General features: G+C 74.0%; 19 protein-coding genes and 1 riboswitch. Of the genes, 12 read left to right on the forward strand and 7 right to left on the reverse strand.

The genetic code is table 11. The features are described from left to right. Positions 1-8 precede the first annotated feature (8 nt). Positions 9-476, reverse strand: coding sequence for a hypothetical protein (locus ACIO6U_RS05670; RefSeq protein ID WP_401715727.1), 468 nt, complete (start codon positions 474-476; stop codon positions 9-11). Between the two features lie 219 nt (positions 477-695). Between ACIO6U_RS05670 and ACIO6U_RS05675 the strand changes: the two genes are divergently transcribed. Together ACIO6U_RS05675 and ACIO6U_RS05680 are read left to right on the forward strand one after the other, a co-directional pair. After that, positions 696-2,069, forward strand: coding sequence for a tetratricopeptide repeat protein (locus ACIO6U_RS05675; protein WP_401715730.1), 1,374 nt, complete (start codon positions 696-698; stop codon positions 2,067-2,069). Positions 2,070-3,157: 1,088 nt separating this feature from the next. Next, positions 3,158-4,384 carry an acyl-CoA dehydrogenase family protein gene (locus ACIO6U_RS05680; RefSeq protein ID WP_401715733.1) on the forward strand — a complete coding sequence of 409 codons (1,227 nt, stop codon included), beginning with the start codon at positions 3,158-3,160 and terminating at the stop codon, positions 4,382-4,384. A gap of 51 nt (positions 4,385-4,435) precedes the next feature. Here the strand turns inward: ACIO6U_RS05680 and ACIO6U_RS05685 are convergent, their stop codons facing one another. After that, the gene (locus ACIO6U_RS05685) at positions 4,436-4,888 is read right to left on the reverse strand and encodes a hypothetical protein (protein WP_401307219.1); all 453 of its coding nucleotides are present in this window, start codon (positions 4,886-4,888) and stop codon (positions 4,436-4,438) included. A gap of 332 nt (positions 4,889-5,220) precedes the next feature. On the opposite strand from ACIO6U_RS05685, the gene ACIO6U_RS05690 reads away from it, so the two are divergent. From ACIO6U_RS05690 to fxsA, 6 genes are all read left to right on the forward strand, one after another. Next, the gene (locus ACIO6U_RS05690; RefSeq protein WP_401715735.1) at positions 5,221-6,477 is read left to right on the forward strand and encodes an FAD-binding protein; all 1,257 of its coding nucleotides are present in this window, start codon (positions 5,221-5,223) and stop codon (positions 6,475-6,477) included. Between the two features lie 90 nt (positions 6,478-6,567). Continuing rightward, entirely contained in the window at positions 6,568-7,008 is a 441-nt protein-coding gene (locus tag ACIO6U_RS05695) for an Lrp/AsnC family transcriptional regulator (protein WP_355347139.1), read from the forward strand. Between the two features lie 106 nt (positions 7,009-7,114). Beyond that, on the forward strand, positions 7,115-8,770 hold the full coding sequence (locus ACIO6U_RS05700) for an amidohydrolase (protein ID WP_401715738.1): 1,656 nt from the start codon (positions 7,115-7,117) through the stop codon (positions 8,768-8,770). Between the two features lie 916 nt (positions 8,771-9,686). Continuing rightward, positions 9,687-11,300, forward strand: a complete 1,614-nt coding sequence (gene lnt, locus ACIO6U_RS05705; protein WP_355347145.1) for an apolipoprotein N-acyltransferase — start codon at positions 9,687-9,689, stop codon at positions 11,298-11,300. Then, complete coding sequence (locus ACIO6U_RS05710) at positions 11,300-12,064, forward strand: polyprenol monophosphomannose synthase (RefSeq protein ID WP_355347148.1); 765 nt, start codon at positions 11,300-11,302, stop codon at positions 12,062-12,064. Before lnt ends, ACIO6U_RS05710 begins: the two co-directional genes overlap by 1 nt. A 152-nt stretch (positions 12,065-12,216) precedes the next feature. Next, positions 12,217-12,819: an FxsA family membrane protein gene (fxsA, locus tag ACIO6U_RS05715; RefSeq protein WP_355347151.1), complete on the forward strand. Its 603-nt coding sequence runs from the start codon at positions 12,217-12,219 to the stop codon at positions 12,817-12,819. Positions 12,820-12,992: 173 nt separating this feature from the next. Here fxsA and ACIO6U_RS05720 read toward each other — a convergent pair whose 3' ends face one another. Together ACIO6U_RS05720 and ACIO6U_RS05725 are read right to left on the reverse strand one after the other, a co-directional pair. Continuing rightward, positions 12,993-13,367 (reverse strand): RNA polymerase-binding protein RbpA, encoded by a 375-nt coding sequence (locus ACIO6U_RS05720; protein ID WP_093713023.1) that lies wholly within the window; start codon positions 13,365-13,367, stop codon positions 12,993-12,995. A gap of 256 nt (positions 13,368-13,623) precedes the next feature. Further along, positions 13,624-14,319: a YitT family protein gene (locus tag ACIO6U_RS05725; protein WP_401715873.1), complete on the reverse strand. Its 696-nt coding sequence runs from the start codon at positions 14,317-14,319 to the stop codon at positions 13,624-13,626. A gap of 199 nt (positions 14,320-14,518) precedes the next feature. On the opposite strand from ACIO6U_RS05725, the gene ACIO6U_RS05730 reads away from it, so the two are divergent. After that, positions 14,519-16,030, forward strand: a complete 1,512-nt coding sequence (locus ACIO6U_RS05730) for a PLP-dependent aminotransferase family protein (protein WP_401715743.1) — start codon at positions 14,519-14,521, stop codon at positions 16,028-16,030. A gap of 213 nt (positions 16,031-16,243) precedes the next feature. Here ACIO6U_RS05730 and ACIO6U_RS05735 read toward each other — a convergent pair whose 3' ends face one another. Both ACIO6U_RS05735 and ACIO6U_RS05740 read right to left on the reverse strand, forming a co-directional pair. Then, complete coding sequence (locus tag ACIO6U_RS05735) at positions 16,244-17,878, reverse strand: hypothetical protein (RefSeq protein WP_401715745.1); 1,635 nt, start codon at positions 17,876-17,878, stop codon at positions 16,244-16,246. 192 nt (positions 17,879-18,070) lie between these two features. Further along, a complete protein-coding gene (locus ACIO6U_RS05740; protein ID WP_188279792.1) occupies positions 18,071-18,265 on the reverse strand; it encodes a hypothetical protein in 195 nt (64 codons plus the stop codon). A 246-nt stretch (positions 18,266-18,511) separates the two neighbouring features. Between ACIO6U_RS05740 and ACIO6U_RS05745 the strand changes: the two genes are divergently transcribed. The 3 genes from ACIO6U_RS05745 (at position 18,512) to ACIO6U_RS05755 (ending at position 21,786) form a co-directional block, all read left to right on the forward strand. Then, positions 18,512-19,156 (forward strand): uridine kinase, encoded by a 645-nt coding sequence (locus tag ACIO6U_RS05745; RefSeq protein ID WP_401715748.1) that lies wholly within the window; start codon positions 18,512-18,514, stop codon positions 19,154-19,156. A gap of 97 nt (positions 19,157-19,253) precedes the next feature. Then, complete coding sequence (locus tag ACIO6U_RS05750; protein WP_391050649.1) at positions 19,254-20,270, forward strand: GNAT family N-acetyltransferase; 1,017 nt, start codon at positions 19,254-19,256, stop codon at positions 20,268-20,270. 325 nt (positions 20,271-20,595) lie between these two features. Continuing rightward, positions 20,596-20,811, forward strand: a riboswitch (cyclic di-AMP (ydaO/yuaA leader). Positions 20,812-20,814: 3 nt separating this feature from the next. Then, positions 20,815-21,786, forward strand: a complete 972-nt coding sequence (locus ACIO6U_RS05755) for a peptidoglycan DD-metalloendopeptidase family protein (protein WP_401715752.1) — start codon at positions 20,815-20,817, stop codon at positions 21,784-21,786. Between the two features lie 163 nt (positions 21,787-21,949). Here ACIO6U_RS05755 and ACIO6U_RS05760 read toward each other — a convergent pair whose 3' ends face one another. After that, entirely contained in the window at positions 21,950-25,021 is a 3,072-nt protein-coding gene (locus ACIO6U_RS05760; RefSeq protein WP_401715755.1) for an AAA family ATPase, read from the reverse strand. Positions 25,022-25,028 lie beyond the last annotated feature (7 nt).

Below are 25,028 nucleotides of genomic sequence, written 5' to 3' on the forward strand. Positions count from 1 at the left end.
GACAGGCCCTAGCGGTACCCCGGGGTTGCGTCCGCGGTCCGCAGGACCGACTCGGCCGGGCGGTGGTGGTCCGCGGACGGGCAGAAGCCGTCGGCCAGCTCGATGGTGCGGGCCGCCATGCCGAGGGCCGCGCGCAGTACGGCCGGGTCGGTGACGACCGTGTCGGTGTGCGGCGGCACCAGCCAGCCGGTGTCCTCTACGGGCGGCTCGTCACCGATGACCAGACCGCGGCCGTCGGTGCTGGTACACGAGCTGCCGGGGACGTCCCAGCAGTCCGCGGTGCCGGGCGGGACGAGGAAGCCGAGGCTGTGCCCGGAGTTGTCGTGCAGTACGGGACCGACTCCGCTGCTCAGCCGCAGGATGTCGACCGCTTCCAGACCCTGCCTGGTCGGCACGGTGACCAGGTCGCACGGCGGCGGCAGTTGGCTGCTCTCCGTGCTCGGACCCGACGTGTGTGACCCGCTGGTGTCCAACAAGGCAACTCTCCTCACGCTCACGATGGGATCGGCACCACACCCGTATCAACGCGCCCCGGCGTCAACGGCTACGCGTGAATGACGCCGTAAGGGGTGGCGTTTCATGGCGGATAGCGCGTGAGATATCCGTTTTGTAGGCAAATTGAGTATTTCGCGGGCCCGATTCCCCGGTACGGTCGTCCCCGCCGCCGAGCGGCACCGTCCGTCCGGGAGTCCGTCATGACGTCGTTCCCCCTGCCCCCTCTCCCCCGCGCCACCGGGTCGTCCGCCGCCGCGTCCGCTTCCCCGTACACGCCCAACACCGCCTTCCGTCAGTTGCGCGGCGACCGGTCGCCGGGCGAATTCGCGGCGGCGGTACGGCGCGCCGCCCGCGAGATCGGCGAGCACGTGAGCTGCGACGCGCGGTACATCGGGCGGCTGGAGAGCGGGGAGATCCGCTGCCCCAACTACGCCTACCAGCGGGTCTTCCGCCATCTGTTCCCCGGCCTGACCTCGGCGGACATGGGCTTCGCGCCCCGCCGGGCGGTACGGGGCCGCGCCCGCCGCTCCCCCGAGTCCGGCGCCGCCGCCGGTCCGCCCGCCCTCTCCGTCCTGCCCTCCCCCACCGGCCCCACCGGCCCTTCCGGCCCCACGGCTTCCGCCGGCCTTCCCGATCCGACGTACGAGGAGAGCGACGTGCTGCGTCGCGCATTCATGACCGGCGGCTCCGCCGCCCTCGCCAGCACGCTGGTGCCCGCGCAGGGCGGCCGGGACCGAGGCCGTACGACCGGCCGCGCCGGTTCCTCCGAGGTACGCGCCGTCCACGAGTCCGTCCGGCAGATCCGGCTGCACGACGACCGGCACGGCGCCGACGGCCTCTACGACGACGCCGGGGACGCCCTGCGCACGGCCTACCGGCTCCTGGACGAGAGCAGCCACGGGCCCGCCGTCGCCGCCGGGCTCGCCTCCGGCGCCGGTGAACTGGCCATCTCCGTCGGCTGGTTGGCCCACGACTCCGGGCGGCTCACCGAGGCCCGCTCGTACTACGCCGAGGCGCTGGCCACCGCCCGGATGGCCGGGGACTCCGCCCTGGAGGCCCACGCCTTCTGCAACACCGCCTTCCTCGCCCGCGACGCCGGGCGCCCCCGCGAGGCCGTCCGCGCCGCCCAGGCCGCCCAGCTCCTCGCCCGCTTCTTCGGCTCCCCCCGGCTGCTCTCCCTGCTGGCCCTGCGCGAGGCCGGGGGACGCGCCGGGCTCGGCGACCGGCGCGGCTGCGAACTCGCCCTCTCCCGCGCCCACTCCCTCTTCGCCTCCGGCCCGCGCGACGCCGACCCCGCCTGGATGACGTTCTTCGGCGAAGCCGAACTCTCCGGCCTCGCCGCCCAGGCATGGTCCGCCCTCGGCGCCCACTCCCGCGCCGCTGCCGCCGCCCGCGAGGCCGTGCGCCTCCAGGACCCGCACTTCACCCGGAACATCGCCCTGTACGAGGCCGAACTCGCCCTCAATCTGGCCGCGTCCGGCCAACCCGAGGAGGCCCAGGCGGCGCGCTCGCGCGCGCTGCGCCTCCTCGGACAGGTCCGCTCCTCCCGCATCCGCGCGATGCTGGTGGCGTAGCACGGGGCACCTCAGCGGACCCGGTCGTAGACGAGGGACAGCGTCCCGTGCTCGCCTGCCGCCTGGCTGGCCGCTAGCCCTCTTGCCCTTTGTCTTGCCCGCCCGCCCACCCGTGCGGGTGCTTTGTCGTCTGCGGGTGCCGCTTGTGCCTGGTCGGTGCCGGTCCGGGGCACCTCCTCGAAATGCGGCTACCTGGCCTTGCTCATCCGGCACCGTCCCTGTCACCGCATTTCTGCGGGGGCACCCCGGCCCGTCCCCTCCCGGTACGTCGGCGTCCGCCTGTCCGGTGGGGGTGGCCGGGAGGGGGTGGGTGGGCTCGGGTACGTCGGCGTCCGACGGTCCGCCTGGGGCGGATGGGACGGGGTGGGTGGGGGCTCGGCCCCCTGCGCGACCGACCGTCCAGCCGGGGCGGACGAGAAGGGGTGGGTGGGCTCGGGTATGTCGGCGTCCGCCTGTCCATGGGGGGCCGGGGTGGGTGTCCAAGATTGTGAGGGTGCCCCGGGTGTCTTCCGCCCTGAGGGGGCGCTCTCCGTCGATCCCGCGGTGGAGGAACGGCCGGGTGCCGTCACCGGTCTTTGGGACTTTCCTCAGCCACAGTGGACCGTTGGACGCCGATGTGCCCGAGCCCATCCGTCCCCCTCCCGCCTACGCGGGCGGGTTGGGGGGCGCAGGGGCCGAGCCCCCACCCACCCCCTCCCGGTAACCCCCACCGGCAGGCGGACGCCGATGGGCGAGGAGGGGACGGGGCGGGGTGCCCCCGCAGAAATACGTTGACGGCCGGGTGCCGGATTCGCGAAGGCCAGGTGGTACGGATTTCGAGGAGGTGCCCCGGACCGGCACCGACCAGGCACAAGCGGCACCCGCAGACGAAGAAAGCACCCGCACGGGTGGGCGGGCGGGAAAGACAAGACACACTCGCGCCCGTGACGTGGCGCGTCCGATCAGGCATACTCCAACGCGCCAGAACCGCTGATCACCGCGTGCCGCGACCCGGCAGGGGACCATCGGTTCATGGGCACTGCCCACCGACGGCGCCGCCACACCCAGGGCGTGCCGCCGACGCCCCCGACAGGGAGGAGCGTGCCGCGATGTCGCAGCACGGCCCGCAGCCGGTTGTCCGCCACCTGCCCACCGAGGAGGCGCGGGATCTGCTCGCGCTCACCCGGGACCTGGCCCAGCGGGAGATCGCGCCCGCGGCCGCCGCGGAGGAGGACGCGGGCCACTTCCCGCGTGAGACCTTCGCGCTGATCGGGGAGACCGGACTGCTCGGCCTGCCGTACGCGGAGGAGCACGGCGGCGGGGGCCAGCCGTACGAGGTCTATCTCCAGGTGCTGGAGGAACTGGCCGCGGCCCGCCTCACCATCGGCCTCGGCGTCAGCGTCCACACCCTCGCCTGCCACGCGCTCGCGCACTTCGGCGCCAAGGAACAGCGCGCCGAGCACCTGCCCGCCATGCTCGGCGGCAGCCTCCTCGGCGCCTACTGCCTCTCCGAGCCCGCCGCGGGCTCCGACGCGGCCAGCCTGCGGACGCGCGCCGTACGTACCGGCGGCGGCGCGGACGGCGGCGGCGCGGACGGCGACGGCGCGGACGGCGACGGCGGGAACTGGACGATCGACGGCACCAAGGCGTGGATCACCCACGGCGGGGTCGCCGACTTCTACACCGTCCTGGCCCGCAGCGGCGGCGACGGCGCGCGCGGCATCTCCGCGTATCTGGTGCCGGGCGACGCGCCGGGCCTGAGCGCCGCCGCGCCCGAGCGGAAGATGGGCATGAAGGGCTCGCCCACCGCGCAGGTGCACTTCGACGGCGTGACCGTCCCCGACAGCCGCCGCATCGGCGAGGAGGGCCAGGGGTTCGCCATCGCGCTGGCCGCGCTGGACGCCGGGCGGCTCGGCATCGCCGCCTGCGCCGTCGGCCTCGCCCAGGCCGCGCTGGACGCCGGGCTCGCGTACGTCAAGGAGCGGCGCCAATTCGCCCGGCCCCTGGCCGACTTCCAGGGGCTGCGCTTCATGATCGCCGACATGGCCACCAAGATCGAGGCGGGCCGCGCCCTGTACCTGGCCGCGGCCAGGACCCGCGACGCCGGTCTCGACTTCTCCCGGCAGGCCGCCATGGCCAAGCTCTTCTGCACCGACGCGGCGATGCAGGTGACGACGGACGCCGTCCAGCTCCTGGGCGGCTACGGCTACACGGCCGACTTCCCCGTGGAGCGGTACATGCGCGAGGCCAAGGTGCTGCAGATCGTCGAGGGCACCAACCAGATCCAGCGCATGGTGATCGCGCGCCACGTGGCGGGCCCCGAGTCGCGGAGCTGAGCGGTCGCCCGGCGGCGGGCGGTACCCCGGCGCCCCGGTCGGGGCGCCGGATCAGGCCGCGCGGGGCGCCGGTACCCGGAAGGGGCGCGAGCCGGGGCCGCCCACGTGCGAGAAGGGCTGGGTGCGCCAGTCCAGGGTGTCGGGCAGGACCAGGAGGGTGCCGAGGTCGAGGTCGTGGACCTCGCCGGGCAGGGAGCCGTCGAGGGGGCGGGCCTCCTCGACGGGGCGGCCCGAGCCGGAGCAGACGGTGAGGCCGAAGGGGTTCCACGGCGTGGGGCACAGGGCGTGCTCCGGAAGCCGGTCCTCGTCGGCGAAGACCGCGATCGGCCGCGCGCACTCCGGGCAGTCCACCCGGACCAGGTCGAGATCGTCCTCGAACGAGTCATCCGTGTCGTCGGCGTCCGGCAGTCCCGGCAGCAGCGCGAGCGCGAATTCGCGTTCGTGCCCCTCCTCGGGCGCCGGCTGGGTCCGCTCACTGCGGTTGTGGCGCACATGGTTACGCATATTCGCGTCTCCCCCATCGGACGGATGTGCCCTCCATCGGGCCGGCCCGGCGTCAATCCCGCGGCCATAGCGAGCACTTCCCGCCGCGCTACGCGGGTAATCACGCCATCGACCTCATAGGGATGCATGGGGTGTGGCCTTCGTCACATCCCGCCTTTCGGCCGGTCCATGCGCCCTCACCATGCCTCCGCGCACCCCTCGTGCCCCCGCGCGGCATCTTGCGGGAGTGCCGGATAAGGTGCGAGCGGGCGTGGCCGGGCAGGGCCCCGCCGACCGGTGGAAGCGGCTCGGCAGAATGCGTGGCGACGTGATGCGTGACGGGTGGCGGCGTAATGCGTGACGGTGGGATGCGGACCAACTGGGCCGGGAACATCACCTTCTCGGCGGAACGGGTGCACCGCCCGGAGTCGACCGGCGCCCTGCGCTCCCTGGTCGCCGCGAGCCGCCGCGTGCGGGTGCTGGGCAGCGGCCACTCCTTCAACGACATCGCCGACACCGACGGCGCCCTCGTCGAACTCTCCGGCCTGCCACCGGAGATCGACATCGACACGGCCGCGGCCACCGTCCGCGTCGCCGCGGGCGTCCGCTACGCCGAACTCGCCCAGCGGCTGCACGAGTCCGGCTTCGCGCTGCCCAACATGGCGTCGCTGCCGCACATTTCGGTGGCGGGCAGCGTCGCCACCGGCACCCACGGCTCCGGCAACGCCAACGGCGGCCTCGGCACCTCCGTCAGCGCCCTCGAACTCGTCACCGCGGACGGCGAAGTCGCCGTGCTCAGCCGGGACAAGGACGGCGACCGCTTCGACGGCGCCGTGGTCTCGCTCGGCGCGCTCGGCGTCGTCACCGCTCTCACCCTCGACCTGGTCCCCGACTTCGCCCTCCGCCAGCACGTCTTCACCGGGCTCGAACTGGCCGACCTGGACGGCCACTTCGACGCGATCACCGGGGCCGCGTACAGCGTCAGCATGTTCACCGACTGGCGCGCGCCGCGCTTCGGGCAGGTCTGGCTCAAGCAGCTCGCCGACGCGCCCGCGCCCGAATTCCCCTGGGCCGCGCCCGCCACCGGGCCGATGCACCCCGTCCCCGGCGCCGACCCGGTGAACTGCACCGCGCAGCAGGGCGTGGCCGGACCCTGGCACGAGCGACTGCCGCACTTCAGGCCGGGATTCACCCCCAGCAGCGGCGCCGAGTTGCAGTCCGAGTACCTGCTGCCCCGCGAACACGCCCTGCCCGCGCTCCACGCCCTCGCCGCGCTCGGCGCCGACATCGCGCCGCTGCTCCAGATCTGCGAAGTGCGGACCGTCGCCGCCGACCGGCTCTGGCTCAGCCCCGCCTACGGGCACGACTGCGTCGCCTTCCACTTCACCTGGGTGCCGGACACCGCCGCCGTCCTCCCCGTCCTCGCCCGCCTCGAACAGCGCCTCGCGCCGTACGCGCCGCGCCCGCACTGGGGCAAGGTCTACGTCGCCGACGCCGCCGAGGTCAGGTCCCGCTACCCCCGTATGGCGGACTTCCGGGCGCTGGCCGCCGAGGTGGATCCGGGCCGCACCTTCAGCAACGCCCACCTGGACCGGCTGCTGCCCGCGTGAGCGCGACGGCGACACCCGGCGCGGGATGTGACCGAACCGTGCACATGCATACGTAACGCGGCGCTGTGCCTATGGGTAAGGTCATCCGCTATGGAGGAGTTGGACCGGCACATCGTGGAACTTCTCGTCGCCGACGGGCGCATGAGCTACACCGACCTGGGCAAGGCCACCGGCCTGTCCACCTCGGCGGTGCACCAGCGCGTGCGCAGGCTCGAACAGCGCGGGGTGATCCGCGGCTACGCGGCCATCGTCGACCCCGAGGCGGTCGGCCTGTCCCTGACGGCCTTCATCTCCGTCAAACCGTTCGACCCCAGCGCCCCCGACGACATCGCGGACCGCCTCGCCGAGGTCCCCGAGATCGAGGCGTGCCACAGCGTCGCGGGCGACGAGAACTACATCCTCAAGGTGCGGGTCTCCGCCCCCATCGAGCTGGAACACCTCCTGACCCGGATCCGCACCCTCGCGGGCGTCTCCACCCGCACCACGGTCGTCCTGTCCACGGCGTACGAGGCCAGGCCGCCGCGCGTCTGAGCCGCGATTCCGGCCGCCGCGGACCCGCCGTCACGGGAGGCGCGCAGGAGCCGGGGGCGCCACCCCGGAGTCCGGCGCGCGCCCCGACCGGGGGAGACTTGTGCCCATGCACCGCACCTCCACTCCGCAGCCCCCCGCCACCCCCGCGCCGACCGGAACCGTCCTGCTCCGCGGCGGCGCCGTCTACAGCCCCGCCGACCCCTTCGCCACCGCGATGGTCGTGGACGGCGGCACCGTCGCGTGGGTCGGTTCCGAAGGGGCCGCGGACTCCTTCGCGGACGGCGTGGACCGTGTCGTCCAGCTCGAAGGGGCGCTGGTCACCCCGGCCTTCACCGACGCGCACGTGCACACCACCGCCACCGGCTTCGCCCTCACCGGCCTCGACCTGTCCGGCGCCGCGTCGCTGTCCGACGCGCTGACCCGTACGGCCGCGTACGCCGCCGAGCGGCCCGCCGACCGCGTGCTGCTCGGCCACGGCTGGGACGAGAGCCGGTGGCCCGAGCGGCGCACACCGACCCGCGCGGAGCTGGACGAGGCGGTCGGCGGACGACCCCTCTACCTGACCCGTACGGACGTCCACTCGGCCGCCGTCAGCACCGCGCTGCTCGACCTGGTGCCCGGCGTCCGGGACGAGCCCGGCTTCGACCCGCAGGCGCCGCTGACCCGCGACGCGCACCACGCGGTACGCCGCGCCGCGTACGCCGCCGTCACCCCCGCCCAGCGCGCCGCCGCCCAGCGCGCCGCGCTGCTGCACGCCGCGGAACAGGGCATCGGCGCGCTGCACGAGTGCGCGGGCCCCGACATCTCCTCCGAGGACGACCTCACCGACCTCCTCGCGCTGGCCGCCGCCGACGCCGGGCCGCGGGTCTTCGGCTACTGGGCGCAGGCCGCGTCCGACCCCGCCGACCTCGACCGGGTCAGGGACCTCGGCGCGATCGGCGCGGGCGGCGACCTCTTCGTGGACGGCTCGATCGGCTCCCACACCGCCTGCCTGCACGCCCCGTACGCCGACGCGCCGCACACCGGCGTCAGCTACCTGGACGCCGAGACCATCGCCCGCCACCTCACCCTCTGCACCGAAGCGGGCCTCCAGGCCGGTTTCCACGCCATCGGGGACGCGGCGATCGGCGCGGTCGTCGACGGCGTACGGGCCGCCGCCGCGGCCGTAGGCCTGGAACGCGTCAGGGCACTGCGGCACCGCGTGGAGCACGCCGAACTGATGACCCCCGACACCATCGCGGCCTTCGCCGAATTCGGCCTCGTGGCCTCCGTGCAGCCCGCCTTCGACGCGGCCTGGGGCGGCGAGGACGGCATGTACGCCGACCGGCTCGGCGCCGACCGGGCCCGCGACCTCAACCCCTTCGCCGCCATGACCCGTGCCGGGGTGCCGCTGGTCCTCGGCTCCGACAGCCCCGTCACCCCGCTCGACCCCTGGGGCGCCGTCCGCGCCGCCGCCTTCCACCGCACCCCCGAGCACCGCGTCTCGGCTCGCGCCGCCTTCAACGCCCACACCCGTGGCGGCTGGCGCGCCATCGGGCGGGACGACACCGGCGTCCTGGTCCCCGGCGCCCCCGCCGACTACGCCGTCTGGGACAGCGGCGACCTCGTCGTCCAGGCCCCCGACGAACGCGTCGCCAACTGGTCCACCGACCCGCGCTCCGGCACCCCGGGCCTGCCCGATCTCACCCCCGGACGCCCGCTTCCGTCCGCCCTGCGCACCGTCGTCGGCGGCCGTACCGTCTTCGAGCGGCCGAACGGGTGACCATCGCTCGGCACATGCGGCCGAACGGTGTGCCCTCGGCCTGTCGCGGCGTGTCGCAGGGCCCCGCACTGACCTGCTGATTTGGCGAAACCCCGCAGGTCAAGGGGGTGTTGACAGCCGATGGTCGGAGGCGAGTAGGTTCGGCCAAGTCCACCACAGGACGTCGGACCGGGGGCCCTCCGCGGTTCTGTCGACCGCCGCTGGGCCATGGGGCGCCGCGCCGCACGTGCACGCCGCCACTGGCAGCCAGGTCCAGCGTCAGCGGCGCCGGAACGCGTACGCGCCCCGGTCGGCAGGTGTGACCCGGGAAGGGCCCGGACGCCCAGTAGACAACGGCCTTGGTACTGACCCGCAGCCAGCGGGTCCCAGGTCGGCCCGAAGGGCGTCCGGGCCCGTTCCGTTGCCCTTCCGCAGTCTGGGGGTCCCCCCGGACGGAGTCTGGGGGAGGGTCCCAGGTCGGCCCGAAGGGCGTCCGGGCCCGTTCCGTTGCCCTCCCGCGGCCTGGGGGTCCCCCCGGACGGAGTCTGGGGGAGGGTCCCGCGTTGGCCCGAAGGGCGTCCGGGCCCGTTCCGTTGCCCTCCCGCAGTCTGGGGGTCCCCCCGGACGGAGTCTGGGGGAGGGTCCCGCGTCGGCCCGAAGGGCGTCCGGGCCCGTTCCGTTGCCTTCCCGCAGTCTGGGGGTCCCCCCGGACGGAGTCTGGGGGAGGGTCCCGCGTCGGCCCGAAGGGCGCCTGGGCCCGTTCCGCTGCACTTCCGCTCTCTGTTCCGCGGCCTGGGGGTCCCCAGACTTCGTCCGGGGGTGCCCCCAGGCGGGTGGGGCGGGGTACCGTCGCCTTCATCACCACTTCACCTGCAAGAAAGGCCGCGACGTGCGCCCGCGACCCGACACCGTTTCCGCGGCGACCGCGGTTGAGCCGTTGACGGAGCCGTCAGCGGCGCCAGGGGTTGGGGCGGAGGGGAAGGCGTCGCGCCGCGAGCGGTTCGCGGCGGCGGCGCGGGCGGCCGCGCCCAGGTCGGCGGTGGCCGCGGTGAGCGGCTGCGCGCTGGCGCTGGCGTTTCCGCCGTACGGGGTGTGGCCGCTGTCGGTGGTGGCGGTGGCGGCCCTGGCACTGGTGCTCGAGGGCAGGACGGTGCGCCAGGCGGCCTGGCTGGGCTTCGCCTTCGCGTTCCCCTTCTTCCTGTGGCTCCTGGTGTGGCTGCGCTCGGTGATCTGGCTGGCCGTACCGCTGCTGTCGGCGGTCGAGGCGGCGTACCTCGTGCTGATGGCCGCGCTGATCGTGCTCGCCCGGCGGCTGCCCGGCTGGCCGCTGTGGACCGCGTGCCTGTGGGTCGCACAGGAGCTGGTACGCGACCGGCTGCCGTTCGGCGGCTTCCCGTGGGGGCGCCTGGCGTTCGCCAACACCGCCTCCCCGTACACCCCGCTCGCCGCGCTCGGCGGCGCCCCGCTGGTGACCTTCGCGGTGGCGCTCAGCGGCACGCTGCTGGCCGCGGCGGCCCTGGCCGGGTACCGGGCGTACAAAGCCCGCCGCGCCGCCGTCCTGCCGGGCGTGACCGCCCTGGCCCTGTCGGTGGCCGTCCTGCTGTCCGGCCTGCTCGTGCCGGTGCACACCAATGCCGTCGGCCACGTGCGCGTCGCCGTCGTCCAGGGCAATGTGCAGCAGCCCGGCATGCACTTCCTCGGCCGACCGATGCAGATCCTCAACAACCACGTACAGGCCACCCTCAAGCTCGCCGCCGACATCGAGGCGGGCAAGGTGCCCAAGCCCGACATCGTGCTGTGGCCGGAGAACTCCTCCGACCTGGACCCCTTCACGTACCCGGAGGCGTACGACAAGATCACCGAGGCCGTGAAGGCGGTGGGCGTGCCGGTGCTGGTCGGCGCCCTGGTCGACGGCCCGGACGAGGACCACGTGCAGAACGAGGGCATCGTGTGGGACCCGGTCACCGGCCCCGGCGCCCACTACACCAAGCAGCACCCGGTGCCGTTCGGCGAGTACGTGCCCTTCCGCAAGGCGCTGACCAAGGTCGTCCCGATGCTCAACCAGATCCCGCGGGACTTCTACCCCGGCAAGGGCACCGGCGTGATGCGGATCGGCCCGGCCGAACTCGGCGACGTGATCTGCTTCGAGGTCGCCTACGACGGCATCGTGCGCGACACGGTGAAAGCCGGGGCGCGGGCCCTGGTCGTCCAGACCAACAACGCCACCTACGGCCGCACCGGCCAGCCCGAACAGCAGCTCGCCATGTCCCGGCTGCGCGCCGTCGAGCACGGCCGCGCCATCGTCACCGCCGCGACCAGCGGAATCAGTGCGATCGTCGCTCCTGATGGCAAGATCGAACAGCAGAGCGCGGAGTTCACCCAGCAGGTGCTGAGTGCCGACATCCCGCTGCGCGACGAGATCACTCTCGCCGACCGCGTCGGTACGTTTCCTGAGTGGTCACTCGCTATTGTTGGGCTCCTGTCCTGTGCGGTCGCCTTCGCGCTCGGCAGGCGCGACCGCACACGCATGGGTATGGCAAAGGGGCAGTAGTGAACGACGGCGAGCAGCGGAGCTTCGGGCCGCTCGGCAAGGTTCTGGTCATCATCCCGACCTACAACGAGGCCGAGAACATCAAGCCGATCGTGCAGCGGGTGCGCACGTCGGTACCCGACGCCCACATCCTCGTCGCCGACGACAACAGCCCGGACGGCACCGGGAAGCTCGCCGACGAGCTGGCGGGCGCCGACGAGCAGGTCCACGTCCTGCACCGGCAGGGCAAGGAGGGCCTGGGCGCGGCGTACCTCGCCGGCTTCCAGTGGGGCATCGACCACGGCTACGGCGTCCTGGTCGAGATGGACGCGGACGGCTCCCACCAGCCGGAGGAACTGCCCCGGCTGCTGACCGCGCTCAAGAGCGCGGACCTGGTGCTCGGTTCGCGCTGGATCCCGGGCGGACGGGTCGTCAACTGGCCGAAGTCCCGCGAGTATCTGTCGCGCGGCGGCAGCACCTACTCCCGGCTCCTGCTGGACGTCCCGATCCGTGACGTGACCGGCGGCTACCGCGCCTTCCGCAAGGAGACCCTGGAAGGTCTCGGCATGGCCGAGATCGCCTCCGCCGGCTACTGCTTCCAGGTGGACCTCGCCTGGCGCGCGGTCAAGGGCGGCTTCCACGTGGTCGAGGTGCCGATCACCTTCGTCGAACGCGAGCGCGGCGACAGCAAGATGAGCCGCAACATCGTGGTCGAGGCGCTGTGGCGGGTCACCGCGTGGGGCGTGGGCTCCCGGGCGGGCAAGATCGTCGGCCGCAAGGCGTAAGGCCGCCCACGGCCCCCTGAGCCCCTTCGTGGGGCATGCGGGGGCGGGGCGCGCGGACGTGCGCACGGGCGTCCGCGGGAATCCCCCGCGGAACCCGAAGAGGGAAGCGTCCACCGATCCGGTCTTTACCTGATCTTTGGCACACTTGAGCTATGACGATGAGCACTCCGCCCTCTGTCCGTCCGCAGCAGCCCGGCCCGCGGCGACGGCGCCGTTCGCGTGTCCGCACCATCCTGCCGCTGGCCGTCGCGGCCTGGGCGGTGCTGGAGATCTGGCTGCTCATCGTGGTGGCGGGGGCGACCAGCGGGCTGACGGTCTTCCTGCTGATCGTCGCCGGGCTGATACTGGGCGCGAGCGCGGTCAAGCGGGCCGGGCGCAGCGCGTGGCGGAATCTGACCGCACAGGTGCAGGCCGCCCAGGCGCAGGCCGCGCGGGACCCGAACGCGGCCCCGACCCCGCCCGCCGAGAGCAAGGGGCGCAACGGACTGGCGATGCTCGGCGGCCTGCTGCTGATCATCCCCGGCTTCCTCTCCGACGCCGTGGCGCTGTTCCTGCTGTTCCCGCCGACCCGCAGGCTCATCGGCAAGGGCGTCGACCGGCTCAACGCCCGCGCCCTCGCGGCGCGGCCCGCCGCCGGGGAGCCCGGCTCCGTCGGCGACCTCTTCCAGCAGGCGCGGGACGCCAACGAGCAGATCCGGATCCACAAGCCCGACGGCAAGGTCATCCAGGGCGAGGTCGTCGACCACCGGGACTGATCACGCGCGCGGGTCCGGCGGTCCGCGCCCCGCGGATCTCGGGATCAGCGCCGCGCCACGCAAAAACCCGCCGGGGGCGGAGCAGGTGCTCCGCCCCCGGCGGGGAAGTGTCGGGGGGCCTTGGTCCCCGGGGAGGTGATCCCTGGGGCGCCCCCATGGGTGAGCCCGCGCTGTCAGGCGCTCTTGCGGTTGTCGCGCGGATGCACGGCGATGTTCATCGCTCCGGAGCGCAGGACGGCCAGCCGTTCGGCCAGCACCTCCTCCAGCTCCTCGAGCGTGCGCCGCTCCATCAGCATGTCCCAGTGCGTGCGCGCGGGCTTGGTCGTCTTCTCCTCCGGGCCCTCTCCGTCCACCAGCAGGGCGGTCTGGCCGCAGGCGCGGCACTCCCACTCCGGCGGAATCTCGGCCTCAACCGAGAACGGCATCTCAAATCGATGTCCGTTCCGGCATGCGTACTCAACGGTCTGGCGCGGGGCCAGATCGATACCGCGGTCGGTCTCGTAGCTGGTGGCCCCGAGTCGCGTGCCGCGGAGAGCTCGCTCACTCATGAATCGTGCCTCCCGGGCTTGGTCGCCCACAGGACAGGTGTCGCTGTCGTCGTCATCCGGTCAACGTCCGGTCGGCGGTGAAGATTCCCGTTTAGGGAGATGCGTCGCCCGTCGTGTCGCCCCTGTTTGTACCCACCGGTGCCCGGTTTGTCACATCTGAGCGGAGATGTCACCCGGTGTCGTCATATCTTTTGCGTGCAGTAACGGTCAAGCTGCTGGGCCAACCGCGTACACTACCGGTCCGCACCGCCTCCGGCTAAATCGGATCGACCGCAGCGCGTTCGGGCGCGTCCCGACGAATCACCGCAGAAGCGGGCATTACGTCCGGGGTCGAGCCCGCGTCAGCACCCGAATTCGTATCCGAATTCACCTCCCCGTCGCTGGTCGCGTCCGTGGCCCCGTCCCTGTTCGCGTCCTTGACCACGCTCGGACCCGGCGCTCCCTCCGGTTCCGCGAAGACCCGCAGGAAGAACTGTGCGAGCGGGCCGATGGCCAGCGCGTAGAGCACCGTACCGACCCCCACGCCGCCGCCCAGCGCGAAACCGGCGGCCAGCACGGTCACCTCGATGCCGGTACGCACCAGCCGTACGGAACGGCCGGTCCTGCGGTGCAGGCCGGTCATCAGGCCGTCGCGCGGACCGGGGCCGAAACGGGCGGTGATGTAGAGGCCGGTCGCCAGGCCGTTGAGCGCCACCCCGGCCACCAGCAGCGGGACGCGTACGGCCAGGGCCTCCACGTGCGGCACCAGGCGGCAGGTCCCGTCCATCGCCAGGCCCACGACGAAGACGTTGGAGACCGTGCCGAGGCCGGGGCGCTGCCGGATCGGCCACCACAGGAGGAGAACGGCCGCGCCGACGACAATGGAGACGACGCCGATGCTCAGTCCGGTCAGCCGGGACAGCCCCTGATGGAAGACGTCCCACGGGTCCAGGCCGAGCGCGGCGCGGATCATCAGCGCTGAGCTGGCCCCGTACAGGACCAGCCCGACGTAGAGACGGACGAGGCGGCGGTACGGGACCGGCGAGAGCGACGGGTGCGGGAACGACGAGAACAACGGAACCCCCCTGGCGGACGTGTTGGCGCACATGCCACTCTGTGGCCTGTAAGTGCTTCGGATCCACGGCCAATCTGTGGAAGGTGGACTGATTTCTGTGTCCCAGTGGACTGCGACGGTCGGCGCCGCGCACCTCGCCCGGCTTCTCGAACCGCGCCCGCGAAGCGGCCGCGGCGCCGGAGCGGCGGCGGGCCACGGGCGGAAACTGCCCGCCTACCGGGGGCTGGCCGACGGGATCAGGCTGCTGGTGCTCGAAGGCCGGGTACAGGTCGCCGCGCGGCTGCCCGCGGAACGGGAACTGGCTCTCGCGCTCGGCGTCAGCCGGACCACCGTCGCCGCCGCCTACGAGGCGCTGCGCGCCGAGGGGTTCGCCCGCTCGCGGCGCGGCGCCGGAAGCTGGACCGCGATCCCCGACGGCCATGTGCTGCCCTCGCGCAGCCTGGAGCCGCTGCCGCCGGACGCCGCCGGGTCCGTGATCGACCTCGGCTGCGCCTCGCTGCCCGCGCCCGAGCCGTGGCTGACCCGCGCGATGGAGGGCGCGCTCGCCGAACTGCCCGCCTACGCCGCCACGCACGGCGACTTCCCCGCGGGGCTGCCGGTGCTGCGCGAGGCCATCGCCGACCGCTACACCGCGCGCGGTGTGCCCACCATGCCGGAGCAGATCATGGTGACCACCGGGGCGATGGGCGCCATCGCGGCGGCGGCCCGGCGGCTGGTCGGCTTCGGGGAGCGGGTCGCCGTCGAGTCGCCCAGTTACGCCAATGTGCTGGAGCTCTTCCGCGAGACCGGCTCCCGGCTCGTGCCGGTCACGCTCCGCGAGGGGCTCGGCGGCTGGGACATGGACGCCTGGCGGCGCGTGCTGCGGGACGCCGCGCCGCGCATGGCGTACGTCATGCCGGACTTCCACAACCCGACCGGCAGTCTCATCGGCGAGGACCAGCGGCGCGACCTGGTCGAGGCCGCGCGCGCGGCGGGCACCGTCGTCGTGGCCGACGAGACGATGGCCGAACTCGTCCTGGACGGTGAGGAGTCGGGGGTGCGGCCGATGGCCGCCTTCGACCGCGGCGGCACCGTCATGACCGTGGGCTCCGCCAGCAAGGCGGTCTGGGCGGGGCTGCGGATCGGCTGGGTCCGCACCACCCCGGACGTCGTACGCCGCCTGGTCTCGGCCCGCGCCTACCTCGACATCGGCTCGCCCGTCGTCGACCAGCTCGCCGTCGCCTGGCTGCTGCGCGGCGGCGGCTGGGACCTGGCCCTCGCGGCTCGCCGCGAGCGGGCCCGCGAGTGCCGCGACGACCTCGTCGCCGCTTTGCGTGAGCACACTCCCGACTGGGACTTCGCGGTGCCCCGCGGCGGTATGACCATGTGGGTCCGCACCGGTGACGTGTCCGGCTCGCGGCTGGCCGTCGCCGGTGAACGGCTCGGTGTCCGCGTGCCGTCCGGGCCGCGCTTCGGCGTCGACGGCGCCTTTGAGCCGTACATCCGGCTTCCCTTCACCGTCAGCGGGGCCGCCGCCGTTGAGGCTGCCGCCCGGCTTGCCCAAGCCGCCCACGTCGTCCGCTCCGGCGGCGCCGCCGACGGCGAAACCACCGGCCTCTTCGTGGCCTAGGGCCCCTCTGCGGCCCCCTTTGCGCCGGGGCGGCGCGCCGCTCTTTCAGGGGCGCGGGGAACTGCGCGCCCAGCCACGACGGGCTGTCAGCCCGGACACGACAGCGACTGCCCCGCCGGGGCCGGTTCTCACAACTCGCCGCCGCGACGGCTGGTCGCGCAGTTCCCCGCGCCCCTACGGGGCACGTCCCGCCGCGAGGCTAGGGGCTAGGGGCTAGCCGAGTTCCAGGTCGGCGACGGTGCGGACGACGGCGTCCTTGCGGAGGGCGACGGGGGCCGGTTCGAGGACGGCGGGAGAGGACTCCTCGGGCTCGGGGACCTCGACGGAGTCGGAGTCGGCCTCGGCCTCGGAGGTGGTGGGGAGGAGGCCGAGGACGGCGTCGCGGTGCGACTGGGCGCACTCGTCGTCGTAGGGGTCGGGAGTGGAGGGCACCTGGAGGCGCAGGACGGGCCCGGTGCCGAGCCGGGCGTACCCGCGGCCGGGGGGAACGTCGGCGGCCGGGGTGGTGCGCTGCGGAGCGCCGAGAACGGCCTCGACGTGCTCGGGGGCGAGCGGCCCGAGGACGACCCGGGCCCGGGTCTGGGCGATCACGACGGGCGCCAGCGCCTCCGTGGCGTCGAGCTGGTCGGCGACGGCGACGGCGACATTGGCCGCGCGCCCGTGCCGCAGCGGGACGTCGAGGAGGGTCTGCGGATCGGGCCGCCCCTCGGCGAGGGCGAGCTGGGTCAGCGCGGTGGGCCGGTCCACCAGGATCCACAGCGGACGGCGTACGTCCTCGGAGACCGGATCGCCGTTCTGCCGCGCCCGGTTGACGGCGATGAGCCGCCGTTCCGTCTCGTGCGCGGCCCATTCGAGGGTGGCGGAGGCGCCGGACAGGCCGCCCTCCACGGCGAGGACGCCGGGCCGCCCGATCAGCGACGCGTACTCACCGGTGCCGCTGCCGTCCACGACCACCACGTCACCGTGGACCAGCGCCTGGAGCGCGATGGACCGCAGCAGGCTGGTGGTGCCGGTGCCGGGCTGGCCGAGCGCCAGCAGGTGCGGCTCGGTGGAGCGGGGGCCGGTGCGCCAGACGACCGGCGGGGCGTCCCTGGTGCCCTCGCCGCCGGTCACCGGCACCGTCCGCTGGACGGCACCGGCGTCGGTGAAGCCGAGGACCGTCTCGCCGGGCGAGGTGATGAAGCGCTGCGCGACGATGTCGGTCGGCAGCGGCGCCAGCGCGGTGAGGGTGAGGTGGTTCTCCTCCTCGTTCCAGTCGAAGCGGTACTCCCGGCCCCGGCCCGCCTTGGCGTGCAGAAGCTGCTCCACCCGGGCGCGCGACTCGGCCTCGCCGTCGGTGAAGTACGCCGGGTAGCGCAGGTGCAGCCGGGCGAGCCGACCGCCCTGGAACTCGTACTCGCTGAACACCTTCTGCCAGCTTCCCTCGTGCGCGTACAGCGGCGCGGGGTCCCCGGCGTCCGACAGGTACGGCACCAGCGCCTCGTACAGCGCCTGGAGCCGGCCGGTCTCGGCCTCGCTCGGGCCCGCCGGGGCGGCGGGGGTGCGGTCGCGGCCCATCCACGCGGCGGACGCCATGATCGCGCCGATCGCCAGCAGCGGGCCGTACGGCATCATCACGACGACGACCACGCCCGCGGCGGCCAGCAGCAGCGCGGGGCCGCGGCGGTCCTTGGGGGTGCGGCCCCACCAGCCGCCCGCCCACAGCACCTGCTTGCGCATGCCGCGGGCGATGGTGATGACCGGATGGAGCACGTCGGTGGCGCTGTCTGCCGCGGTGCGCGCCAGATCGCGCCCGCGGACGAGCGCGGGTCGGCTGGTCAGAATGCTGGGAAGGGGACGCCTGGCCACGGGGTGCTCCATGGGTGGTTCGGGTTCGGGCTTCGGGTGCGGGAAGGGCCGCGTGGGGAAGGGCGGCGCCCTGAGGGTGCGGCGGGGGGACGGGCGGCGGCCGGAATGGACACGGGCCCGGAGCGGACGACCGCGCCGGGCCCGTACTGGAGTGGCCGCCCGCCGGCGACGGCCAGGTCCCGGGCCGGGGCCCTAGACCTTGATCCCGCCCAGCAGGCTGGCCAGGCTCGCGCCGCCCGCCTTGATGCTCGGGGCGATGGCCGTGCCCGCGAGGTAGAAGCCGAAGAGGGCGCAGACGAGGCCGTGGGACACCTTCAGCCCGTCCTTGCGGAAGAACAGGAAGCAGATGACGCCGAGAAGGACGACGCCGGAGATCGACAGGATCATTGGGCTTTCTCCTGGGTGATGGGGACGGTCACCATGAGTTCTTCCAGGCTCACAAAAAGTAATAGATCACGCACGGTGGCAAATGAGTGATTTGTAGCGAATTTCCACCATGTGGGGGAGGCGGCGAACGGTGCCCGGCGCGAGCATTGCCCGCCAGGACCGGTGCATGTGCCCACCGCGCCCCCCGCCCCGCTCCTGGCGCAGTGAAGTCGCCCGAACGGGTGACGGCGGTGCAGGATGGCCGGTGTGCAGCTCACCCCGATCACCTGGTCACGGCTGGCCGACACCCTCGCCGAGCGGATCGCGGACGCGACCGCGGGGGTGAGCGCGGACGGGCCGGGGCCCTGGTGGCGGGTGGCCGTCGACGGCGCGGACGCCGCCCGCCCCGGCGATCTGGCGGACGCCGTCGCCGCCGCGCTGCCCGCTCTCGGCCGCCGCGCGCTCCGGGTGCGCGCCGCCGACTTCCTGCGGCCCGCCTCCCTGCGCTACGAGTACGGCCACCAGGACGCCGACGCGTACTACCAGCTCTGGCTGGACACCGGCGCGCTGCGCCGCGAAGTGCTCGACCCGCTCGGCACCGACGGCTCGGGCCGCGTCCTGCCGACACTGTGGGACGCCGCCACCGACCGCGCCACGCGCGCCGACTACGTGCGCCTGCCGCCCGGCGGCGTCCTCGTACTCGACGGGCCGCTGCTCCTCGGGCAGGGGCTGCCGTTCGATCTGACGGTCCATCTGCGGCTGTCCCCGGCCGCGCTGGAGCGGCGCACGGCGCAGGCCGACCGGTGGACGCTGCCCGCATTCGACCGTTACGACCGGGAGGCGATGCCGGAACAGACCGCCGATGTCCTGGTACGTGCCGACGACCCGCGACACCCCGCCTGGACAGGCTGAACGACCCTCGCGCGTAAGCCCGTTGACCTCCCGGCCGCCGCCGGTCCGGCCTCGCCTTGCCGTGGGACCGCGCACCCCGCTAGCGTCCCCATCCACCATGACTGTCGCCATCGCGCCGCTGACCACCGAGCACATACCCCAGGCCGTGCAGCGCTACGACCGCTGGTTCGCGCGCGCCCGCCGCCCGCCGTCGCAACGCTCGTGGCTCGCCGACGGCCCCGTGCGCGGTGAGGAACTGCTGGGCAAGCTGATCGGCGTTCCGGGTCTCGAGGCCGCCCGCGCGCTCGACGGCGACGGCGGCCTGATCGGACACCTCGCCGCCGTCCCGGTGGACCTCACCCAGGACGACCCGGCGGGGCTGCGCAGCCACCCGCACTCCGCGCTGGTCCCGCACGGCGGTCACGCGCTGCCCGGCGGACGCGAGTCGGAGGTGCTGCGCGCGCTGTACGCCCGCGTCGCGGCCCGGCTCGTCGCGGAGCGACGGCTGGTCCACTACGTCGACGTGCCCGCGGGGGAGACCGCCACCCTGCCCTGGGCGGACCTCGGCTTCGGCCGCGAATTGGTGCACGGTCTGATGGCGGTCAAGGCGCGCGGGCGCCAGCCGCGCGGCGTCGAAGGGCTCGGCATCCGGCGCGCGGGCGTCGGCGACCTGCCGCAGATCGGCCGGATGGCCGCCGAGTCCTCGCGCAGGCAGCGCGAGTCCGCGGTGTTCCAGCCCCAGCCGGAACGCGCGCTCGCCGCCCTGCGGGTCTACTACGCCGACGCGCTCGGCGACCCGCGCAGCGGCGCCTGGATCGCCTCCCGCAGGGGCGAGGAGATCGGCATGGTGCTGCTGGTCCCCGCCACGCCCGACCCGGTGATCCCCGAGTCCTGCGTGGAGCTGGCCGAGGCGTACGTCGAACCCTCCGCGCGCGGCGAGGGCGTCAGCCGCGTCCTGCTCGCCACCGCGCTGGCCTGGGCGTACGACCACGGCCACCGCTACATGTCGGCCCGCTGGCACTCCGCCTCACCGCTGGCCGCGGGGCACTGGCCCGCGGTCGGCTTCCGGCCGGTCGCGTACCGGCTCAGCAGGTCGCTCGACGGCCGGATCGGCGGCTCGCCCGGCAGCTACTGATATCCCCAAGTAGCGTATTAAATCGGGCATTTAGGCGTGATGTGGCTCACTCGGCCGGTCCGCAGTGAGCGGCATCACCTCGGGAACACGGTCCGATTCCCCCGATGTACCCACTGTTCCCGATCCGGGCGGTTTGTCACCAGGAATCGGTCACGAAGGCACGGACGGTGAGCGGCCCGCACACGCAGCGGTGACGGCGGACGACCGGGAGTGACCGCGCCCCGAGCGGTGCGCCCGACGACGATCACGGTTGGTTGCCCGCCGCTCGGCCGGTCGTTTAGCTTCGCCTCCTGCGGGCCGGATGCCCGCGAATTGCGAATGTCCGTCGGGCGGAACGCCGAATCCTGCCGCCGCCCGGTTTCCTGGATCTTTGATCACACACGGCAGGGGCGGGGGACCCAGGTAAGTCGCCGTCCAGCAGTACCGGACGGCTCGGGGTGAAGTCGCGGCGCCTTGCGTACACGCAACGGCATTTCCACGTGACCGGGCATCTCCTGCCCGAACCCGACAGCTCACCTCGTAGGCGTAGGAGAGGAAATCCCCCATGCCCGCAAAGGGACAGCACCGCAAGACCCGTATGAGCCGCCTCACCCGCATCTGCATCGCCGCGGGCACGGGTGGCGTGGCCATCGCCCTGCCGCTGGTCGGCGCGGGCATCGCCTCGGCGGCCGAGCCCGCCCACAGCGCCCCCGCCACCGCCTCGCACACCTCCGCCGTCAAGGCGACGACCGTGGCGGACAAGAGCGCCGCGCCCAAGGCCGCCAAGGCCAAGACCACCAAGTACTCCGTGGTCAGCGGTGACTCGCTGTCGAAGATCGCCGACAGCCACCACGTCAACGGCGGCTGGCAGCAGCTCTACTCCGACAACAAGTCGGTCGTGGGCTCCAACCCGAACCTGATCTACCCGGGCCAGCACCTCACGCTGAACGGCGCCTCCGCCGAGAAGCCCGCCACCGCGCAGAAGTCCGCCCCGGCGCCGAAGAAGTCGGCCCCGGCCCCCGCCAAGAAGGCGACCCCGGCGCCCGCCGAGACCACCGCCCCGTCGAAGTCGTCCGACACGACGACCACGACCACCAAGTCCGCCGACACCACCGCCGCCAGCTCCTCCGGCTACACCAAGCCGGTCGGGGACGCGGCGATCGGTACCCAGTACCACGCCTCCGGCGCCAACTGGTCCAGCGGCTACCACACCGGGGTGGACTTCCTGGTCGGCTCCGGCACCAGCGTGAAGTCGGTCGCCGCGGGCACCGTCGTCTCCGCGGGCTGGGACGGCGCCTACGGCAACGACGTGATCGTCAAGCACGCCGACGGCAAGTACACGCTGTACGGCCACCTGACCCAGGCGCGTGTCTCGGCCGGGCAGACCGTCACCGAGGGCCAGCAGATCGGCGTCTCCGGCGCGACCGGCAACGTGACCGGCCCGCACCTGCACTTCGAGGTCCGCACGACCCCGGACTACGGCTCCGACATCGACCCGGTCGCCTACCTGGCCTCCCACGGCGTCACCGTTTCCTGACCCACCCGCTCCACAGCCGCTGTGGCGGCTCCTCGCGGCATCCGTGCCCGCCCGGTTCCTCACCACCGGGCGGGCACAGCCGCGTGACGGGCCGCGAGTCCACGTGGTCACGCGGTGACGTCGTTGCGCGGTGACGTCGTTACGCGGTCACGTCGTTACGCGCTCACGTGTCCGGGAACAGCGCGGCCAGCTCGCCGCGCGAGACCACACCGAGCTTCGGATACGCCTTGTAGAGGTGGTGGCCGACCGTGCGCGGGCTGAGGAAGAGCTGCGCGGCGATGTCCCGGTTGGTCAGCCCGAGCGCGGCCAGCCGGACGATCTGCGACTCCTGCGGCGTCAGCCCCGCCTCGTCCGCGACCGACCTGACCGTGTCCTGACCCACCGTCACCGACGCTCCCGACGCGCCCAGTTCACTGCGCGCCCGGTCCGCCCACGGTCGCGCGCCGAGCCGTTCGAAGGTCTCCAGCGCGGCCCGCAGGTGCCCGCGCGCCTCGCTCTTGCGACGGGCCCTGCGCAGCCACTCGCCGTACAGCAGCGCCGTACGCGCCGACTCCAACACCCTTCGGTGCGGGTCGTGAAGGGCCAGCGCCTCGATGAAGTACGCCTCCGCGTCGGCGTCCTTGGCCCGCAGCGCCCGGCAGCGCGCCACCAGCGCCCGCGCCCAGTCCTGCCCGGAACGCGCGGCCCACGCCTCGAATCCGGCCAGGGGCTCGTCCGCCCGCTCCGGCACGCCCAGCCGCACCGCCGCCTCCACCAGATCGGGGACGCCGCGCGTCGCGGAGATGTGGTGCCGTACGGTCGGCTCGGTCAGCAGCGACAGCCGGTCGAGCGCGAACTGCGTACGGCCCAGGCCCAGTTCGAGCAGCCCTTGCGACCAGTACGCCCACGGCGCGCCCGGCGCCATCGCCGTGCCCGCGCCGCCCGCCAGGGCCTCGTCCACCAGACGGCGGCACTCGTCCTCGTCCCCGCGCAGCGCCGCGACATGCGCCAGCGCACTGCTCAACTGGCTGACCCACTGCCGCTGTCCGGTGTCCCGTGAGATCCGCAGCCCCTCGGACGCCGTGGCGACGGCCTCGTCGAGGCGGCCGTCGAACAGCTCCGCCTCCGCGCGGAAGAACATCAGCGTCGTCAGCCTGCCGACACCGCCGCTCTCGCGGCTCTCCGCCGCCAGCGTCGTCGCCAGGTCGTACGCCGCCGCGTCCTGCCCGAGCGCCAGGCCCACCCCGCACAGCATCACCAGGTCCCTCGGATCGACCCGGCCGCCGCGCGCGGCCCGTGACGCCGCCGCGGCCTCGGCCACGTCGGGCGGCCCGGACGCCGCACTGCCTGGCCCGATCGCCCGCACCAGGAACTCCGCCACCGGCCGGATCGGCGCCCACGGCGGCAGCTCCAGCGCCGCCAGCCGCCCCAACGTCCCCGCCACCTCGTCGTCGCCGAGGTACCAGGCCGTATGCGTCGCCTGCACCAGCATCCGCGCCGCCGCCGCCGAATCCGCCTCCGCCAGCAAATCCGCCGCTTCCCACAGGAGTTGATGCGCCGCGCCGAAATCCCCCTCCCAGAAGTCCGCGAGCGCCCGCACATAGAGCGCTCTGCCGCGCACGGCGGACAACGGGTTCGCCGCGCCCCGCGCCGCGGTGGACGCGGCTTCGGTGGGCGCCGGGCGGCCCGGCCCGGACGGGTGCGGCGGAACCGGCCGGCCAACGCCGCCGGTGTCGGCGGTGGACGCCGGATCGCCGGGTGCGGGGCCGCCCGGTCCGGACGAGCCGGGCGGAGCGCTCTGCCCGATGGCGGCGTCGACACCGGAAGTCGATCCGGCGGGTGCCTGACCGCCCGGCGTGGACGCGCGCGGTGAAGTGCCCGGCTCCGCATGGGCCGTTGGGGCCGACGACGGCTCCGCGCCGCCTCGTACGGCCGCTGTTTCCGCCTCGGTCTCGGCGGCGCGGGTCGCCTGGTCGGCGAAGGCGCGGGCGCGGGGGATGTCGCCCGCTTCGGAGGCGGATTCGGCGGCGAGGAGGAGGCGTTCGACGCGGGCGACGGGGTCGGTGCTGAGGCGGGCGGCGCGTTCGTAGGCGGCGGAGGCCGCCGCGTGGCCGCTGCGTTCGCGGGCGCGGCCCGCGGTCCGCTGGAGGGCGGTGGCCACGGCTTCGTCGGGGCCGGTGGCCGCGGCGGCCAGGTGCCAGGCGCGGTGGTCGGGGTCGCGTACCGGGTCGGCGGCCTCGGCGAGGGCGCGGTGCGCGGCGAGACGGTCGGGGAGGGCGGCGCGCTGATGGATCGCGGCGCGGACCAGCGGGTGCCGGAAGCGCAGCATGTCCTCGTCGTCCACGTAGACCAGGTTCGCCTCCTCCGCGGGCGGCAGGTCGTCGACGCCGACGCCCAGCACCGCCGCCGCGCGTACCAGGATGTCGGGGTCGCCGGTGTGGTCGGCCGCGGCCACCAGCAACAGCGTCTGCGTGCCGGGCGGCAGGTGGCTGACCTGGCCGTGGAAGGCCATCTGGAGGCGCGTGGTCAGCGGCAGCCCGCCGCCGGCCGCGGCGGAACCGCCCGCGCCCCGCGCGTCGGCGGACGGTCCGAGCGGGAGTTCCAGCAGCGCCAGCGGATTGCCCCGCGCCTCGGAGAGCACGCGGGTGCGTACGGTGTCGGCCGGTGCGCCGCCGCGGTCGGCGAGCAGCGCCCGCGCCGCGTCCTCGGGCAGCGGGCCGAGCCGCAATTCGGGCAGGCCGGGCGCGGTGAACGACCCGGCGCCGTCACGTACGGCGAAGACCATCGCCACGCCCTCGGCGTCGAGCCGTCGCGCCGCGAAGACCAGCGCGTCGGTGGACGCCCGGTCCAGCCACTGCGCGTCGTCCACGACACACAGCAGCGGCCCCTCGCCCGCGTGGTCCGACAGCAGCGACAGCACGGCCAGGCCGACGAACATCGGCTCGCTCGCGGCGTCGGCCTCCAGGCCGAACGCGGCCCGCAGCGCCCGCCGTTGCGGCACGGGCAGCGCGTCCAGCGAACCCATCGCCCTGCGCAGCAGCAACTGAAGCCCCGCGTAGGGGAGTTCGGCCTCGAATTCCACGCCGGAGCTGCGGACGACCGTCAGGTCGCCCGCCACCGCCACGGTCTGCTCCAGCAGCGCGGTCTTGCCGATCCCGGCGTCACCGCGCACCACGAGCGCTCCGCTGCGGCCCGCCCTCGCCCCCGCCAGCAGTTCTTCCAGCGCGGCCGTCTCCGTGTCCCGTCCGTACAACATGCCGGGC

Origin of the sequence: Streptomyces sp. NPDC087422, assembly GCF_044744145.1 — a bacterium.
Lineage (GTDB): Bacteria > Actinomycetota > Actinomycetes > Streptomycetales > Streptomycetaceae > Actinacidiphila.